This window comes from Coprothermobacter sp. (genome assembly GCA_013824685.1).
Classification (GTDB): Bacteria; Caldisericota; Caldisericia; order Cryosericales; family Cryosericaceae; genus Cryosericum.
Genome location: PNOG01000003.1, coordinates 25,856 through 42,595, shown reverse-complemented (window position 1 = coordinate 42,595; position 16,740 = coordinate 25,856). Strand labels below are relative to the sequence as shown.

Sequence of the window (16,740 nt, the reverse complement as noted above, 5' to 3'; positions counted from 1 at the left end):
TACGCGGTCCCCGGCCGCGAGGTGAGCGACCGGGTGGTCCATCACGGTACCGTCAGGCATGATCACGTGCGCATCAGAGGGCATGAGTCGTGCCAGGCTCTCCAGCGCTCGGGAGGCACCCATTACCGACTTCATCTCCAGCCAGTGACCCACCAGCATGATATCGATCAGCGTCGCCAGCTCCCAGTAGAAGACCATGCCCTGAAGGCCCAACGAGACTGCAGCGCTGTAGACAAAGGCCACCGTGATTGCCATGGCAATGAGGGTCATCATGCCGGGGGTCCTGGCTTTGAGCTCCTCGAACATCCCCTTGAGGAAGGGCATGCCACCGTACACATAGATGAACGCTGACAACACAAACAAAACCCACGTCGAACCGGGGAACTGCAGCTTCGTGCCAAGATGCAGCAGCATCTGCACGGGCTCCGACAGGAGCAGGACCGGGACGGTCAGGACCAGGCAGACCAGGAACCGGCTTTGGAAGTCACGGATCATGTGAGCGTGGTGATCATGCCTCTGGTGTTCGTCGTGGCCCATATGGCCGGGACCCATCTCGTGTCCATCATGTGCCATCTCCGCATTTACGGAGTGGTCGTGCCCTCCCTCATGCATTGAGTGCATGTCATCGGCAATATCGTGATGCATGTGCTCGCGGTCTTCCATGTGTGCCTCCGCACGACTAGCTTATGAATGCCAGTCTATGTCGAAGCTGCACATACTCAACGTTACCGCGCACGAGACTCGGTGGCGCAGAGTCCATTCCTGTCCGCATCGGGCCGTATGGGCAGGCCCCTGCCCCCATGTCGTCGTTTCGCACGACAAAGCGACTAGAATGGAACGAGCGGCTCGGATTTCTCCGAGCCGCTCGTCGTTTCAGACGGTATAGTAGACGGTGCTAGTGCTTCTCGGGAGCGTCCCTGGGCGTCGGCACGCCTTTGTGTGAGCCGGGCATTTCAATGTACCTCTTGGGTTTCCCGTGAAACGAGTCCTTGCACCACTGGCTGCAGAAGCCGTAGGTCTTGCCTTCGAACTCCTCCGTGTATTCGGCCTCATAATTGTTGAGCAACATGCCACAAACTAGGTCCCACTGGTTGAAACAAATCTTGACCATCGGAGTCTCCTTGAATGATGGGGCAAGTCATCTTATCGATGAATAGCCTGCCAGGTCAGAATCCAGGGCACCTTCATCGTGTCACTGGTCACTTAACCTTAGAAGCACCGGCCTACAGAAGCGTCAGGCAAAACTGACTCGCGTTCTTTCCGGTTGCACCTTCGTAGAGACACCCTTACCATAATGCACTAGAACGTTACTGTCAAGATGTTGCAGCGTACTAGGGTGACAATCTGGCGTCTCGCAGCGCCACTTGCTAGCCAATAAAGGACCGTTGTAGAGGTGGCCAGCTGGCGCGTAGTCAGGGCAGTCAGGCCCCCTTGCTTCCCTGCTCGTGGTGCCAGACGTCAGCCCCGATTGCGCGGAGACCGTTCTCACTACGTTACGGTGCAGTCACGATACGAACGGTTGCTGCCACACCCTGCACGGGGTAGCTCTCGGCTACCGGGCCATTGAACGTGACCTCGACCGTATCGCCCGCCTTGATCTCCGAGAAGGTGAACAGAACCGTGATGGTGGTATTGCCTCGCACTACCGTGGATTTCATGTTCACCGTGACGCTCGCCTTGTCGAACGACGTGTCGTGTTCCAGCTTGCCTTCCACGAGCATCGTGATGTCATCCTTTCCCTGCACGATGTCCTTCACGACGCCCCTGATGCCGATCGTGTCGCTGTCGTCGACGATGGGTTGAGCACCCTGCAAAAGCTCTGTTCCACTCTTTACGCAGACCTCGTCCGGGCTGGGGAAGGAGATGTACAGATTCCACTTGTCGTCCACGATGTACTGCGCTACATGCAGGCCGCTGCCCACGTCTCGTGACTTGCCAAGTCTCGTGATGATTTCCCTGTAGGTCAGTCCCTTTGGGATGCTCTCCACGTCGGACGCACGTATGTGTGCGATGATATTGTTGTAAGAGAGCAGCTCCTCAAAGCTCACAGGCTCGGGACCCTTGCATGCAGTCAACGAGACCGTAACTGCAATCAGTATCAGGACAGCCAATACTCTTCTCATCGTTCCTCCCCGTCCATCTGGGCGATGTCGAACCAACGAGCACATCCAGATGTCTCCTCACTATGACATGCTTGCGCCGCGAGAGTTCCATAGTCCTCCCTGTGTCCGATGACGACAGTCCGATGGTATGCGCTGAGCAACGGACTGCCGTCGCATGCAACCTACTCATGTCATAAATTCTCGCCAACTCTGGCTTCCGACGAAGACACCTGTAGACTACCTGGTATCTCGCCTGAGGGGGATCTGGTGATATTCGGGCACGTCGCAGCCAGTCTGGTGGCAAAGAAGGCAGCTCCACGGGTATCGCTGGTCGTTCTGCTGGCGGCTGCAGAGGCTCTCGACATCGTGTGGGGCGTGTTCCTGCTCACGGGGGTCGAGCACCTGCCGCCCTCGGGTTCGCCCTGGTCGCACGGTCTCCTCATGGCGTCAGTGTGGTCGCTGGCCGGCGGGCTGGCTGCCACCCGCCTGCCTGTACCGCGATCGGCGTGCCGGGGTGCTCATCGGACTGGTCGTGTTTAGCCACTGGATCCTGGATTTCGTCTCTCATCCCATGTGGCCGTCGGTTCAGCCTGACCTGCCCCTGCTGTTCGCTGGGTCGCCGACGGTGGGCCTGGGTCTGTGGAGGTCGCACGGCGGAGCGATTGCCGGGGAGCTGTTGCTGCTCGTGTTCAGTGTTGTGATATAACATTGTAGGCAGGCGTCAGAGATCAACGGCCAGACTCTGAGTATTCGCCATCAATGCGGCTGTGAGGCTCCCATGGAGCCAGACGTGAACGTAGTCAATGGAGGTATCATGCGTGCTAGAGTAGTGTACCAGTCCACGACAGGCAACACGAAGAAGGTGGCCGAGGCGATTGCGCGCGCTGCAGGCTGCGTGGCGGAGCCAGTCAGCGCTGCGGTCGTGAGCGAGCCGGTGGACATGCTGTTCCTGGGGGCAGCGGTCCATGGCGGCGACATCGATTCATCGATGAAGAAGTACATCGAAGGGCTCGATCCGGCCCTCGTCAAGCAGGTGATAGTGTTCAGTACGGGCTTTCCGGAGCACAAGGAGAAGGCAGTGGGGGTCATGAAGGACCTATTGGCACGGCAGGGGATCGTCGTAGCTGACAAGTGCTACTTCTGCCGGGGAAGGTTCCTGCTCTTTAACCGCACACACCCGGATGCCGCGGACCTCACCGGGGCAGAGGAGTTTGCGCGGAGCGCCGTCGCCGGGTAGCGCTTCACGCATCCGTTCTAGAGCAGAGGTATCCCTGCAGCGAGACAGGCGGACCGCATGGCACCAGACCAGATGCCCGACTGGACCTCGCCGATGTGGGCAGTGTGCAGAAGAAGCATGCAGAGCCGCGACTGTCCGATGCCACCACCGATGGTCAGAGGAAGGTCGCCCGCAAGCAGGCGGCGGTGATATGGGAGGTCGCAGCTGGCGAGCTCGCTGCGCGCTTCAAGCTGGCGCAGCAGGGCGGACGGATCTACGCGGATGCCCATCGACGAAAGCTCGAACGCACAACCCAGGACGGAGTTCCAGATGAACAGGTCTCCGTTGAGGCCACGATGTGTCTCGTCCACGGGTGTCGACCAGTCATCGTAGTCAGCTGCGCGCCCGTCGTGGGGAAACCCGCTGCGCAGCAGCGCTCCGATACCGATGACGAACACGGCGCCCGCATCACGGCAGATGCGGTCCACTCGCTCCTGAGGCGTGTGGTTGGGGTCATCGGCCTCCAGGTCCTCGCTGGACACGAAGACCAGCTCGTCCGGCAGTTCCAGAGTCGGTACCGAAGGATAGCGCTCGTGCACGAGCCGACTCGTGCGCAGCAGGACACCGTAGATGTCTCGCACGATCCCCTCAAGGAACGGAACGGTGCGCTCGCCGGCGTCGATGACGCGCTCCCAGTCCCACTGGTCGACGTACACGGAGTGCAGGTTGTCCAGGATTTCGTCAGGGCGGATGGCGTTCATGTCGGTGTAGAGGCCTTCGCCGTGGCCGAAGCCGTAGTCGGCCAGAGCAGCACGCTTCCACTTGGCCAGTGACTGCACGATCTCGGCGTCCACGTCGATACTGCGGATGCCAAACCGGACCGGGTGCTCGACACCGTTGAGGTGATCGTTGAGACCGGAGGCGGCAGTCACACACAGCGGCGCCGAGACACGCGCAAGGTTGAGCGCGGCGGCAAGGCCACTCTGAAAGGTATCCTTAATGAACTTGATGGCCTGTTCCGTCTCCCGCAGCGACAGTGAGGGCGTGTACCCTTCGGGCAGACAAAGCCTGCCGCTGATGTACGTTTGAGCCGTCTCAATTTTCATGTGCATCTCCCGTTACCTCGCCGCCAGTGCCGGACGTGAGGGTATTTCGTAGAGGATAGCAGGAAGGGCTGTTCCACTATGCGGAAATTGTGAACGAGAAAAGGGACTGGGTTCCCGCCTTCGCGGGAACGACAGAAGGGGTGCGGGAACGACGGAGAGAGAAGACGGAACACGCCTGAACGGGAACGACAAACAGGGACAGGACGTAACCTGTGGGGACAGAGAACAGTACACTGTAGTGTGGCGTGGAGGCAAATCACGCCCCAAGCTGGAACAAGGAGCTGCAAAATGATCCTTCAGTCGATACGGTATGGGTGGAACAAGGCACGTCTGTGGGTCTGGGCATTTCTGCCGGCGCTTCTGCTGCAATGGGTCCTGGACGGCGCGGTGACATGGCATGAGGAGGCTGACGGCACCAGGAGCCTGCACCTCTGGTGGCATAACCTGGGACCACAGAGACAAGGCATTGCGATCGCGGCCGTCGTCCTCAGCATCGTGGCCTATGTCGTATCCATGTGGATCCGTATGGGCGTCATCCACGGCTCGGTGAAGGCAGCGCGTGGCGAAGAGGTCGCTGCACGTGACTTCTTCCTTACATGGGAGAACGTAGGGCGCTTTGTCCTGGGCACGCTCCTGTATGGCCTCATCGTCGGCGTCGGCATGATCCTGCTGGTCGTCCCTGGCATCATCTGGGGACTTCGCTACTGCCTGTACGGGCACTACCTGGTGACGCAGGGTGTAGGCCCCGTCGAGGCGCTGCAGATGAGCGCCGCCGCGACGGACGGCCACAAGGGCGAACTGTTTGGCCTCTGCTTTGCATCTCTGGGTGTCACTATCCTGGGAGTCCTGTGCTTGGGTGTCGGGCTCGTCTGGGCCATCCCCACCGTCGATATCGCTTGGAGCGCCGTCTTCCTCGAGCTCTCCAGACAGCAGACGATCCCGGTCCCGGAACTGGCATAGACGAAATGCAGGGAGGGGCCTCGTCGGCCCCTCCCTGTGCTGTGCGTTGTCTATGTCGTGAGCGACGCCGTCAGACGTACATCTTCTCGTAGTAGTCCTGCAGCATGCGCGCAGCCGAGAACTCCCACTGTGCCATGTCAATGCTGGCATGCATCATGCCGACCCACGCGTCCCGCCGGTTCTCATAGGTGGGGATGACGTTGCCGGTCAGAACCTGATACAGCGAGGCAACGTCCACGCTATTGCAGTCGCACCCCTCGTATCCACCGCCGAACTGCCAGCCGTTGACGCCGTGCTGGCAGGCCTCGGGCCACCACCCGTCAAGCGTGCTCAGGTTGAGGACACCGTTCATTGCGGCCTTCATGCCTGACGTGCCGCTCGCTTCCATCGGCCGCACCGGGTTGTTGAGCCAGACGTCGCACCCGCGTGTCAGCATCTTGCCGATGGCCATGTCATAGCCCTGCACGAACACGACGCTGCCAGGATACTCCCTGGCGATGCGTACGAGGTTTGTAATGGTGGCCTTCCCTCCCATGTCGTTGGGGTGCGCCTTGCCAGACAGCACGATCTGAATCCTGTGGTTGCGCAGCAGGTCACCGACGACCTCTCTGTTCGAGAAGATGAGGTCGCTCCGCTTGTACGGCGTGGCGCGGCGGGCGAACCCGATGGTCAGGACGTTCTCGTCGAGCCGGACCCCGTTCCGCCGCTCGATGTCGTCGATCATTGCTCGCTTCAGTGCACTGTGAGCGGCCCACAGGTCCCCTCCGGACGCATGGGCTTGCCGGATGCTGTCGTCCTGCCACGTACCGTTGTGGACACCGTTCGTGACGGACAGGATGTCGGAGCCTCCGGGGACGTACTTCCACATTTCGCGCGCCGTGTGTCCATGAAGCTGCGACACAGCATTTGCCTTTCTGGACAGGCGCAGCCCCGCGGCAGTCATGCTGAACGGGTCGCCACCCAGCTGGACGATCTGGTCGGAGGAGAGTCCGTCGTACGAGCTCATGTACTGCAGGATGCGGTGGGCGTGCACCTCGTTGCCGGCGAACACCGGCGTGTGCGTTGTGAACACGATGTGCTGCTTCACGGACCAGAGTGCGTCCGTAAAGGGTACGCCGTTCGCCATCTGCTGGCGGATCAGTTCGACGCCGGCGAACACCGCGTGGCTGTCGTTGAAGTGGAAAATGTCCACATCGATGCCGAGCGCCTGCAGTGCGCGGATGCCGCCGATGCCAAGGATCATCTCCTGGGCGATACGTTCTTCCTCGAACCAGCCGTACAGCTGTCCCGTCAGGTTCCAGCCCGCATTGTCCGGCAGGTACGTGTCGAGGAGGTACAGCGGCGCGTTGCCAAAGGCCGTGCATTTCCACACTTTCGCCCGCACCTGTTGGTCGCGGATGGGTACAGTAACGACGACGCCTGTGTCCTCAAGGAAGTCGTACTGATACTCATGGTAGCTGTCGTACGGGCGGTCGTTCTCGTCGATAAACTGCGCGGTGTAGTCTTGGCGCCACAGGATGCCGACCCCGACCATCGGACGTCCGGCGTCGGCTGCCGCTTTCAGGATATCACCCGCCAGGATGCCCAGACCCCCGGCGTAAATGTGCAGCTTCTCATGCAGCCCGAACTCCATGCAGAAGTAGGCCACTCTGGGCGTTCTATCATCCATTGAAAACCTCCGTTACTTTCCGATTTCCATGACTACAACTTCAGACGGCGCGAGCCGAGTTATGATAGCAGAGCATCGTCAAGTTCCCATGGGGCAGGAGCTTCTCCTGCTTCATGAAGTACCCCGGGTCGCCGAGAAGGGACAGGTAGTGCCGCCTTGGTACGCGGCGTGGTTCCAGCGTTCCAGGACAAACCATTCAGCTCCGCATGTGCCCTTCCTGCTGTGCAGGATTTCAAGCATAATCCTGATGTCCGCGATGCAATCGGGTAGCTGGCTCATTTCAGCACCACGATGGACATGGGAGGCAGGGTAAGCCGGTCCCCCCGCAGAGTCACAGCAGCACCCGTCGTCGACAGGTATCCGCGGATACCGGTGCACTGGTTCGCCGTCCTGCTGAATTCGACCACCTTGGCCTCCTCTGACGTGCTGATCACCAGGATGATGTGCGACCCGTTCCAGGCCTTGGCGATGGCACAGACCTCCGGGTCCGCGATCCCGCCCAGCACGGTTACCGTACCACGGGCAATCTCGGGGTTCTCGTTCCGCAGGCGTATCGCGCGGCGGTAGTAGTTGAGCAGAGAACCAGGGTCCTTGTCCTGAACTTCCTCGGCCTCGAAAAGTAGAACGGGTGGGTCCATCCCCGGAGGCCCCTTCGTCATGCCGGTCGTCACCGTGTCCGACCACTGCATGGGTCCACGTTTGTCCTCGTCGATGCGCGAACCGGTCATTCCAAGCTCCTCGCCGTAGTAGACAAATGGGCCTCCGCTCATCATGAGGTACAGGCCCCCGGCCATCTTGGTTTTCTGCAGGTCGCCCGAGAAGAACCCCGCTGGTCGCGCCGTGTCGTGATTGCCGATGAAGGGGGCGTCGATCGCCTGCATGTCGTACTCCTGCAGCATCCGCTGCCACGCTGCGGTCGCCTTGCAGAATGACTGAGCGGACGCATCCGCGCCAGTCCCGTTTAGCGTCGACGCGACCACCCCCGTCGCCTGCGCAAAGGGGAATGCGAAGAAGCTCGACGCGTGGCTCCCGTAGTACTCCGCGATGGTCGACGCGTTGCTCCAGACCTCGCCCACGACGTACGCGTCGGGATCGATTGTCCGGCAGTAGTCGACAAGCCAGTCGACAAATGCAACGTTGCGGTCCGTGTCCCCAGAGTTGTTGCCTCCGTAGTAGTACAACACCCCGTCCAGGCGGAAGCCGTCGACACCCTTATCCAACCAGAAACGTGTGGATTTCTGAATCTGCGTTCGCAGGCCGGCGTTGTCGAGATTGAGGTCGGGCATCGACGGACTGAACTGGTCCTCATAGTACCAGTCTGTTGTGCCAACCCGGGCATAGCTGCCGACCGCGGGTCTGCCCCGGACGAAGTTGTAGTACTCCAGGTACGGATTTGCTGCCGGCTGCGCGGGGTTCTGCTGAAGGGTAGCTGTCGCAGACAGGAACCACGGGTGCTGGGAGGACGTATGGTTGAGCTCATAGTCGATGATGAGGCGCATGCCTCTCTTGTGACACTCGGTGACCAGCCGCTCGAGGTCGCCCAGGGTACCATATGCCGGGTCGACGTTCTCGTAGTCGGTGACGTCGTACTTGTGGTAGGAGGGGGACGGCATGATGGGCATCAGCCAGATGCCTCCCACGCCCAGGCCGCCGCCCTTCCCGTCGTTGAGGTAGTCGAGTCTGGCAGTCAACCCGGCCAGGTCGCCGGTGCCGTCGCCGTCCGCATCATAGAACGAGGGGACGAAGACCTCGTACCAGGTGCGGTACGCGTCGTTGACCACATTGAGGGGCTGCTCGTACTCGTAGCGGGTGGTCCGCGAACAGCCCGGTGCAAGCAACATGAAGGCAATGACGACAGCGATCAGTCCTGAGAGCCTCTTCTTCATGGGTATGGTCTCATAGCTGGACGACGACAAAGGACTGTGGGGCCATGCTCGTCTCGTGTTCGGATCGGGTCGGCAATTCTCCGAGCGAGAACAGGACCGTACCCATGGTGTTCACGGGGGCGCTGGCATGACGGGCGGAGGGATTGACGGCGATGACGAGTCCTCCCCTGCGATAGACAAAGGGATATGCCTTCTTCTCGGCATACAGCACGGCGAACGACCCGTCCGCCTGCAGGTCGGCGTTCACATGCCGCAGATGGATGAGCTTGATCACTGTGTTCAGTAGTGATTGGGGATCTCTTGCCTGCGCTTCGACGGTCGGGGCGTCAGCGCCCGGGTCCACCGGGATGTACAGCTTGTCTGCGGGAGCATCCGAGAACCCGCAGTTGGATCCTCTGGTCCACTGCATGGGGGTCCTCGATCCCGTACGATCGTATCCCCCCTCCTTGCTGACGAGCCCTTCGATGTACCGCATGCCGATCTCGTCGCCGTAGTAGAGGAACGGGACGCCGGGCATGGTGAAGATGAAGGCGTAGGCGAGCTTCAGCTCGGTCTCGTCGTACGTACGGCGTATCCTCGGCGTGTCGTGATTGCCCGTGATGAAACTGATGTACCCATAGTCCTCTGAGTCCTCGTACCGCCTCAGGTAGTCGCCGATGAACAGGCTGATGTCCCCGTTCCCCTGTTTGCTGAAGAAGCCCAGCGGTTCGCCGGTTGCCGGGTCCTTAAGCCTGAACAGGGCGTGGTACCCGTTGTCCTCGTGGTCCAGGTAGAAGTCGGCGTGGAACCCGCACCTCAGCGCCCGCCCGGGGTCGGACCACTCCGACACCAGCACGGCCTCGGGGTAGTCGCTGTCGAACATCGCCCGTACGTCTCGCCAGATGTCACCCGTGGCCTTCTTGTCGCAATCATTCTTCACGAGCGAGTCGGCCATGTCGACCCGGAACCCGTCACACCCCTTGTCGAGCCAGAACCGCATGATGTCCTTTATTGCCTCCCTCGTTGCCAGGCAGTCAGGATGCGTGGAGGGTAGCTGCCATCTCTCAGTGACGTGCTCGAAACCGTAGTTGAGCGCCGGCTGGGTGCTGAAGAAGTTCACCAGGTAGTTGCCGTTCCGGTCGAACCTGCCGCTGACGCACCGGAAGTCCCGTGGCGCAGTCCAGGCGGTATCCGTCCAGATGTAGCGATTGGTATACTCGTTCGTGAACGGCAGGAGACTCTGCAGGAACCATGGGTGCTCGTCCGATGTATGTCCTGGTACGAGGTCCAGCAGGATATGTATTCCCGCCGCGTGCGCTGTGGCGAATAGCCGGCACAGGTCCTCGTTCGTCCCATACCGGGGCGCTACCGTCCGGTAGTCGGCAACATCATAGCCGCCGTCCTTGAAGGGCGAGACGAAACAGGGGTTGATCCAGATCGCGTTGCAGCCGAGGCTGCGGATGTAGTCCAGCTTCGAGGCAATGCCCTCGATGTCGCCGATCCCGTCACCGTTCGCGTCGCAAAACGACTGAGGGTATACTTCATAGAAGATGGCATCACCTAGCCAGGCAGGCATCAGGTCATTCCGAAGGCGACGCCCACGCCGTGGTGTCAACCCTTGACCGAGCCGCCGGTGATGCCCTCGATGTAGAACCTCTGCATGGAGATGAAGAGGGCCACAATCGGGATCGATACCAGGACCGCGCCTGCAGTGAACATGGAGAAGTAGGTCGTGATGTGCTCGCGGTCGATCATGCGGAACAGGCCAAGGGCGACCGTGTAGTTCTTGTAGGCGGTCGGCCCCATGATCATGTTCACGAAGATGAAGTCCGCCCATGGAGCCAGGAATGACGTAAGAATCGTGTAGACGATGACGGGTTTGGACAGCGGGACCGTGATCCTCCAGAAGATCTGTGCCCGTGTCGCTCCGTCGATCATGGCCGCCTCGTCCATCTCCTTGGGAACCGCATCAAAGAAGCCCTTCGCGACGTAGAACCCAAGTCCCGCGCCTCCAGCATAGACGAGGATGAGCGCAAACAGGGTGTTCGTCAGGTCGAATGCTTTCAGGATGTAGTACACGGCGATCATGGACATGAAGCCGGGGAACATGCCCAGCACAAGCGCGACATTCATGAGCGGCTTCCGCATGTGGAAGCGCATGCGCGAAAGAGCGTATGCGACCGACAGGACCAGGACTGTGGAGAGGGCACACGAACAGATCGCTACCAGCAACGTGTTCAGGAACCATCTCGGGAAATAGAACCCGGACTTGATCCCCGCGTTGGAAAAGAGGTTGATGTAGTTCTGGAAGGTGAGGCCGTATTTCGGCCAGAAGTAGTTGGGAACACCAGCCACGCCTTTGCTGAACGAGATCACGATGATCCACACGATCGGAATCAGCCAGATCAGGCACAGGACCGCCAGAAGAACGTAGGCCAGCGTGTTGCCGGCGACGGCGCGGCCTTTCGCACGGGCAGACGCTTGACCACTCATTGGAAGGTCTCCTCGTTCTTGTATGACTTCGTGTTCCTGTAGGCGATGAGGGACAGCACGCCGGAGATGATGAAGACACAGATGCCGATCGCTGACGCGTAGCTGTAGTCGCGCGTGTTGACCGTCAGCTTGTACAGCCACGTCACCAGCAGGTCGGTCTTGCCTGCCTGGTAGTAAGTGAGACTGTTCGGCCCTCCGCCGGTCAGCAGGTAGATGACGTTGAAGTTGTTGATATTGCCGATGAACTGAGTGATCAGATATGGCGCCGTCACGAACAGGACAAACGGCAGGATGATCTTGGTGTACATGCTGAACGGTGAGGCCCCGTCGATCATGGCAGCCTCATAGAGTTCCTTGGGAATGCTGATGAGGATTCCGCTCGTTATCAGCATACTATACGGAATGCCCACCCAGAGGTTGACGACCAGAACACTGAGCCTTGCGAACGTGGCATTGGTCAGAAACGGCACGAACTTGCTTACGAGTCCCCACTGCTGCAGGACCCCGTTGATGGGGCCGAAGTCGTCGAGCATGTTCCTCATGATGAGCAGAGACACAAATTGCGGTATGGCAATCGACAGCACGAAAACTGTTCTGAAGAAACCCTTGAACTTGATGCCCTTCTTGTTGATGAGGATGGCGAGGAGCATTCCCAGCACGTAGTTGGACACGGTTGCGACGACCGCCCACGTGAGGGTCCAGCCCAGCACGGGCCAGAACGTGCCGCCCAGGACTCCGCTGTTGGAGAACAGGCCTTTGAAGCTGTACAGCCCTGTCCAGTGGAACAGAGATCCAGGGGGCTGGTGGGAACTGTCGTAGTTGGTGAAGGCGATCAGGATCATGAACAGGAGCGGCAGCACCGTAAACAGCAGGACGCCGGTGACAGGCAGGAACAGGAGTGTGGCGTGGAACTTGGCGTCGAGGTATTCCCGCGCTTCGGTTCTGAAATTGGGCAGTGGCTTGCCCTGTTGCTGGAATTCCTGAGCTCGAACGGCGGAGGAGACATTCCAGAAGTACGTGGCGATGAACCACACGACCAGCAGGATGGCAGCGACCCCATATAGCAGCATGAGCATGGAGTTGTCGCCAGGGATGAGTTTCGGCACCTGTCCAGAGATCGCCTCGATGTGCTGCGTCTGTGTCCCGAGCGTGCGAAGCCCTGCGACAGAACGCGCGCCACTCGTCACCATGTAAGCGACAAACAGCAGTTCGCACACAAGATAGTAGATGCCTTTCGCCACTTGGCCTCGTGCCAGGTTGGAGAAACCCATGAAAACGTACGATAGACGCGTCCTGCCGTCACCCTTGCGGAAACTGCTGACCAGGAACGTCAGCTGGGTTCGGAGCGTGACCAGTACGTTCGCCAGACCAGACCGCTCAGTCCTTCTCGACGCCTTCTTCTCTTCCATGTCGCACCAACCTTCCGTCCGCCTCGCAGTTCCTGCAAGGCAGGAACGAGGCGACGGCACAGCCGCGCATCTGTCGCACGAACCGTGCCGTCGCCTTCATTACTACTTCAGCAAGAAGAAATCTACTGCAGTGCTGCGAGAATCTGCTTGACCAGCGCGTCAAGATCCTTCTGCAGTGTGGCAGTGGTGGTCTTGCCGGTCTCGATGCTGGTGCCGAGGGCGGCAGCCGGCGTCCAGTAGTTGCTGATCTGCTTGATGGAGGGCTGCAGTGTTGCGAACTTGCCCTGCAGGGCATCGGCGGCAACAGCTACGTTCGACGCAAGAGTCGCTGTATCGATCGTCACGTTTGTCGGTGCGAAGCTCCTCGTCTGGAACCGCAACAGCTGGTTGTCCTTGTTGGTCAACCACTCTGCAAGCGCCAGTGCGTCTTCGGCGGCTTTCGTGTGGGAGTTGACACCGTAGAGTTTGAAGTTGGCGAAGGAGCCCATGTTGACGTCGCTCCCGTTGATCTTGATGCTCGGCAGCTTGGTCGCCGCGTAGTCGGCGCCAAGGGCTTCCTGAACCTTCGTGGCGTTCCATGTACCCGAAACGGCCGCTGCAAGCTTCCGGTCCTTGAAGTTCTGGCACATGGTCGAGTCATAGTTGGCACCGTAGTCCGCAAATTTCTTCTTGTCTGCGGCAAGCTTGATCATGTACTGGCCGGCGGCAAGGCCGCCCGCATTGTTGAAATCGCAGACCGTGGCGTCTGTCCCGGTCGCGCCGAACAGCTTGCATCCGCCGGCAAAGAAGAACGAGGCGATGTACCAGCCATTGCTCATGTTCATGGCGAAGTTGGTGACACCGGTCGGCAGGGACTTGCCCATGATGGTCTCGAGAGAGCCTACCTCTGTGTCGGATACATACTTTTTGTCATAGTAGAGGAAATAGGTGTCGGCGGAAGATGGATAGGCCACTAACTGACCGTCGACCGTCGCCGCCGTTACCGAAGCAGGCGCGTTGGCCGCCTTGATCGCGTCCGTATTGATGGTGACCGGCAGGAGGGCTCCCGCGCTCTGCAGCGCGGCAATCTGGTCGCTGGCGAAGGCAAATACATCACCCGCGGCGTCCAGGTCCCTCAGAACTGTATCCTTGGCGACATCCTCACCGCAGACACCAAGCGTGATGGTGTAGTCTTTGTTGGTGTGTGCTGCCTTGAATGAGTCGGCCATCGTCTGCAGCATCGCCTGGTCGTCCTGCGATCCCCACAGAACCAGTGCAACTACGGGTTTTGGCTTTGGAGCGCAGCCTGTCACAAGCGTTACCGTCATGGCAACTACCAGAACAAGTGCAAGAATCCTCTTCATGTTGCCGAACATGCATCCTCCTCTTCTCTGTTTGCCAGAGCATCTGAATGAGTCACAAGCTCGCACTTTCTGAAGAATACTGACGACGTTCGTCCAGTCGACATAATCAACTGGAACAATCATTGTTCCAACTGATGCCTCGTTCTCACCTCCCCTGCACAAATCCACGCCTGCTTCTCGCAGCATACCCAGTCTGTGCCCGCGAAGCCTCAGGGCCACCGTCTAGTTCCTGTTATACTCACAATCGTGTCCCGGTCAAACATCAATACCTACCCTGACGACATCCAAGGGGGCTCATCCGTCACTCCCGCGCAGGCGGAAGTCCATTCCTGTCCAAGGACGTGGGTTCCCGCCTTCGCGGGAACGACAGCCGCATACAGGCGGCATACAGAACGGAACACGTGGTATCCCCCATGCCCCGCCTCAGTCTCCTGCGAGGAGAACCTGCTACTTCTGCGTGATGGTCACCGAGCCCACGCCGACATTGAGGTCGATGCTCAGGGTAACGGCGCTGGATCCATAGGCCGCGTTGCGGTAGGTGTTTCCGTCCTTTGTGAAGCCCGGTGTGCTGATCGAACCGATTCCTCGTTTGGCTTCGACCGTAACGCCGACGTTCCTGGGGACGACCAGCCTGATGCTGCCGACTCCACCGCTAACGTGTACGGTCGCGCTGTTCTTCCAGTCGCCGGTCAGGTCGATGTTGACCGACCCCACACCTGTCTTCACGTCCATGGAAGTCATGGCCTTCGGAGAACATGTGATCACTGCGCTGGATGCGCCCGCGTCCACAGTCACGGTGCGCACCATCATGTCGCTGAGGTCCAGGCTTGCGTTCCCGGCCCCAGTCTTTACCTCGAGGTCGATCGGTGTTGAGCTGTTCAGCCGGATGTCCCAGTCATATCGGTACTTGGCGCTGAAAGAGTAGGAGCCACTGGGTTCGCGCACCAGAAGCCTTCCCTGGTCGTTTGTCACGACGTAGTCGACGATGGGTTTCCACGCAGGGACGTTGTACGAGAACGTGGCATTCATGAGATCCGAAGCCCCGCCCCGCACAGTCACCTTGCCCGCGCCCATCCTGAGCTCGACGCGCGCACTCTGTGCGCCCTGCGTTTCGACGGCCTTGTCCTCGGTCATGACGTCGCCGGGGGCCGGCTGATCACTGGGGTTGGGCTCCCACCACGACTTGCCCGAGAAAACACCCATCGTATACAATCCTCCGACGATCAGGAGCACAATCACCAGGAAAATGGCAAGTCCTCTCATGCACTACCTCCCACAGGAAAGCGGAACGACCGCTTGCGGCAGGCGGGTTTGTGTTCGTACCCCTGTCCTGCTCTCACCTTGCGTACGACCAGGAGGACCTGAAGGTTACACCGTCACCAACACGCGGTCGGCGCCTCTTCCGCATCCGAGGAACGGCGCGTGCTGTGGTCCGACTCCGCGGTGATCGAAATCTACTACTCTCGCCGCATCCTTATGGACGAGCCAGACCCTGGACGGTGTGCGCCTCGGGTGTCCCCACGACGGCAGCCATGTCGCCGCTGATCTCGAGCCCGCCGTTGCGTCCGCGGCCTTCGAACAACAGGAGGTCTCCGTGCACGTGCCGCTCGATCAGGCGGACCTGCACGACGGCGTTCAATTCTTCGATGAGCATCTTCGTCATTGCTCCGGCACGTGGAGCGAACACCTGACCCATCCCACTCCGTCCGCCACTCCAGACTTCCAGCACGCGTTTCCCGCCCACGACCGTGAACTCGACATGTTCATCGTCATACGCGAAGTGTGCCAGTCGCGATCCATTCCATGTGGTCCACCGATAGAACACACCGTCGAACAGGAACCCGACGATGAACCCCCGAAGGACTCTGCCAGCCAGCGGGATGTCCGCGATCGAAGCAGTCAGACAGACATGGTCTTCGTCGAAGTGGTTGGACTGTGTCCACACCCAGGCACGTGGGAACGCACTGCCCCAGTCCCGCTCCATGTAGGCCCGCCCTCCAGTGAAGTCCATCTCATCGCCATCGACGGAGAGAGATCCGACGATGCGGGGGTCGACACTCGTGATGGCGTGATACCCTTCGAGGAATGGCAGGAAAGCAAGAGGTCCCATTGCCCCCGGCGCCCACAGATGAACGGGCCACCCTTGCGATTGTGAGAACCGCAGGTCACCCTTCAGGCACAGGCCTGGCTCGTCGATGTCGATGTGCATGGACGTCAGGCTGAAGCGGCTCTGGCCGACCGCGATATCGAATCGCTCGCGCGATGACCAGAACTGCTGGGTGGGATAGCGGTGCATCGTCGTGTGGCCTGTCCGTCCATCGAGGAACTGGATGAAGCAGTACTGCCTGGCTGGGTCGCGGTCCATCCAGATGCCCGGTATGATTGCCCACACGTGCTGCTCGGAGGGATCGACGACCTTGAAGTACCACCCGTCGAATCCGCTGGGGCGCCATCCACGCCCGTGGAACATCTCAGGATGCCAAACGATGCCAAGGTGCGTCATGCGAACGATTGCTCTCGGTCACAGAGCGTCCTGCCTGCGCACTTGAACGCATTGCCCGTGCCAGTCTCAGTCAT

General features: G+C 59.9%; 16 protein-coding genes. 4 read left to right on the top strand and 12 right to left on the bottom strand.

Translation table 11 applies throughout. The annotated features are described in order from the left end of the window. The 3 genes from C0398_00365 to C0398_00355 all read right to left on the bottom strand — a co-directional run. The coding region (locus C0398_00365) for a heavy metal translocating P-type ATPase (GenBank protein MBA4364449.1) at window positions 1–663 on the bottom strand (663 nt) is incomplete at its 3' end. A 232-nt stretch (window positions 664–895) separates the two neighbouring features. Then, the gene (locus tag C0398_00360; protein ID MBA4364448.1) at window positions 896–1,111 is read right to left on the bottom strand and encodes a hypothetical protein; all 216 of its coding nucleotides are present in this window, start codon (window positions 1,109–1,111) and stop codon (window positions 896–898) included. A gap of 382 nt (window positions 1,112–1,493) precedes the next feature. Then, entirely contained in the window at window positions 1,494–2,123 is a 630-nt protein-coding gene (locus C0398_00355; GenBank protein ID MBA4364447.1) for a hypothetical protein, read from the bottom strand. Window positions 2,124–2,369: 246 nt separating this feature from the next. Between C0398_00355 and C0398_00350 the strand changes: the two genes are divergently transcribed. The 3 genes from C0398_00350 (at window position 2,370) to C0398_00340 (ending at window position 3,339) form a co-directional block, all read left to right on the top strand. After that, complete coding sequence (locus tag C0398_00350) at window positions 2,370–2,642, top strand: hypothetical protein (GenBank protein MBA4364446.1); 273 nt, start codon at window positions 2,370–2,372, stop codon at window positions 2,640–2,642. Then, window positions 2,617–2,808, top strand: a complete 192-nt coding sequence (locus tag C0398_00345) for a hypothetical protein (protein MBA4364445.1) — start codon at window positions 2,617–2,619, stop codon at window positions 2,806–2,808. Before C0398_00350 ends, C0398_00345 begins: the two co-directional genes overlap by 26 nt. Before the next feature lie 72 nt (window positions 2,809–2,880). Next, on the top strand, window positions 2,881–3,339 hold the full coding sequence (locus tag C0398_00340; GenBank protein MBA4364444.1) for a hypothetical protein: 459 nt from the start codon (window positions 2,881–2,883) through the stop codon (window positions 3,337–3,339). 17 nt (window positions 3,340–3,356) lie between these two features. On the opposite strand, the gene C0398_00335 is transcribed toward C0398_00340, so the two are convergent. Beyond that, window positions 3,357–4,424 (bottom strand): aspartate--ammonia ligase, encoded by a 1,068-nt coding sequence (locus tag C0398_00335; protein ID MBA4364443.1) that lies wholly within the window; start codon window positions 4,422–4,424, stop codon window positions 3,357–3,359. A 288-nt stretch (window positions 4,425–4,712) separates the two neighbouring features. Between C0398_00335 and C0398_00330 the strand changes: the two genes are divergently transcribed. Further along, the gene (locus C0398_00330) at window positions 4,713–5,384 is read left to right on the top strand and encodes a hypothetical protein (protein ID MBA4364442.1); all 672 of its coding nucleotides are present in this window, start codon (window positions 4,713–4,715) and stop codon (window positions 5,382–5,384) included. A gap of 70 nt (window positions 5,385–5,454) precedes the next feature. Here C0398_00330 and C0398_00325 read toward each other — a convergent pair whose 3' ends face one another. From C0398_00325 to C0398_00290, 8 genes are all read right to left on the bottom strand, one after another. After that, on the bottom strand, window positions 5,455–7,053 hold the full coding sequence (locus C0398_00325) for an alpha-glucan family phosphorylase (protein ID MBA4364441.1): 1,599 nt from the start codon (window positions 7,051–7,053) through the stop codon (window positions 5,455–5,457). A 275-nt stretch (window positions 7,054–7,328) separates the two neighbouring features. Then, window positions 7,329–8,939, bottom strand: coding sequence for a hypothetical protein (locus tag C0398_00320; protein ID MBA4364440.1), 1,611 nt, complete (start codon window positions 8,937–8,939; stop codon window positions 7,329–7,331). A gap of 10 nt (window positions 8,940–8,949) precedes the next feature. Further along, entirely contained in the window at window positions 8,950–10,494 is a 1,545-nt protein-coding gene (locus tag C0398_00315; GenBank protein MBA4364439.1) for a glycosylase, read from the bottom strand. A 35-nt stretch (window positions 10,495–10,529) separates the two neighbouring features. Beyond that, window positions 10,530–11,411 carry a sugar ABC transporter permease gene (locus tag C0398_00310; GenBank protein ID MBA4364438.1) on the bottom strand — a complete coding sequence of 294 codons (882 nt, stop codon included), beginning with the start codon at window positions 11,409–11,411 and terminating at the stop codon, window positions 10,530–10,532. Then, window positions 11,408–12,820: a sugar ABC transporter permease gene (locus C0398_00305; GenBank protein MBA4364437.1), complete on the bottom strand. Its 1,413-nt coding sequence runs from the start codon at window positions 12,818–12,820 to the stop codon at window positions 11,408–11,410. Before C0398_00305 ends, C0398_00310 begins: the two co-directional genes overlap by 4 nt. 122 nt (window positions 12,821–12,942) lie before the next feature. Continuing rightward, a complete protein-coding gene (locus C0398_00300) occupies window positions 12,943–14,349 on the bottom strand; it encodes a maltose-binding protein (protein ID MBA4364436.1) in 1,407 nt (468 codons plus the stop codon). Between the two features lie 261 nt (window positions 14,350–14,610). Beyond that, window positions 14,611–15,426, bottom strand: coding sequence for a hypothetical protein (locus C0398_00295; GenBank protein MBA4364435.1), 816 nt, complete (start codon window positions 15,424–15,426; stop codon window positions 14,611–14,613). Window positions 15,427–15,637: 211 nt separating this feature from the next. After that, complete coding sequence (locus tag C0398_00290) at window positions 15,638–16,666, bottom strand: hypothetical protein (protein ID MBA4364434.1); 1,029 nt, start codon at window positions 16,664–16,666, stop codon at window positions 15,638–15,640. Between the last annotated feature and the right edge of the window lie 74 nt (window positions 16,667–16,740).

Bases quoted from the DNA above. Each gene is read 5' to 3' on its own strand.
- C0398_00355 (MBA4364447.1), bottom strand. From the start codon at position 2,123: ATGAGAAGAGTATTGGCTGTCCTGATACTGATTGCAGTTACGGTCTCG.
- C0398_00310 (MBA4364438.1), bottom strand. From the start codon at position 11,411: ATGAGTGGTCAAGCGTCTGCCCGTGCGAAAGGCCGCGCCGTCGCCGGC.
- C0398_00295 (MBA4364435.1), bottom strand. From the start codon at position 15,426: ATGAGAGGACTTGCCATTTTCCTGGTGATTGTGCTCCTGATCGTCGGA.
- C0398_00330 (MBA4364442.1), top strand. From the start codon at position 4,713: ATGATCCTTCAGTCGATACGGTATGGGTGGAACAAGGCACGTCTGTGG.
- C0398_00300 (MBA4364436.1), bottom strand. From the start codon at position 14,349: ATGCTGCGAGAAGCAGGCGTGGATTTGTGCAGGGGAGGTGAGAACGAG.
- C0398_00320 (MBA4364440.1), bottom strand. From the start codon at position 8,939: ATGAAGAAGAGGCTCTCAGGACTGATCGCTGTCGTCATTGCCTTCATG.
- C0398_00305 (MBA4364437.1), bottom strand. From the start codon at position 12,820: ATGGAAGAGAAGAAGGCGTCGAGAAGGACTGAGCGGTCTGGTCTGGCG.
- C0398_00290 (MBA4364434.1), bottom strand. From the start codon at position 16,666: ATGACGCACCTTGGCATCGTTTGGCATCCTGAGATGTTCCACGGGCGT.
- C0398_00340 (MBA4364444.1), top strand. From the start codon at position 2,881: ATGGAGCCAGACGTGAACGTAGTCAATGGAGGTATCATGCGTGCTAGA.
- C0398_00360 (MBA4364448.1), bottom strand. From the start codon at position 1,111: ATGGTCAAGATTTGTTTCAACCAGTGGGACCTAGTTTGTGGCATGTTG.
- C0398_00315 (MBA4364439.1), bottom strand. From the start codon at position 10,494: ATGCCTGCCTGGCTAGGTGATGCCATCTTCTATGAAGTATACCCTCAG.
- C0398_00335 (MBA4364443.1), bottom strand. From the start codon at position 4,424: ATGAAAATTGAGACGGCTCAAACGTACATCAGCGGCAGGCTTTGTCTG.
- C0398_00325 (MBA4364441.1), bottom strand. From the start codon at position 7,053: ATGGATGATAGAACGCCCAGAGTGGCCTACTTCTGCATGGAGTTCGGG.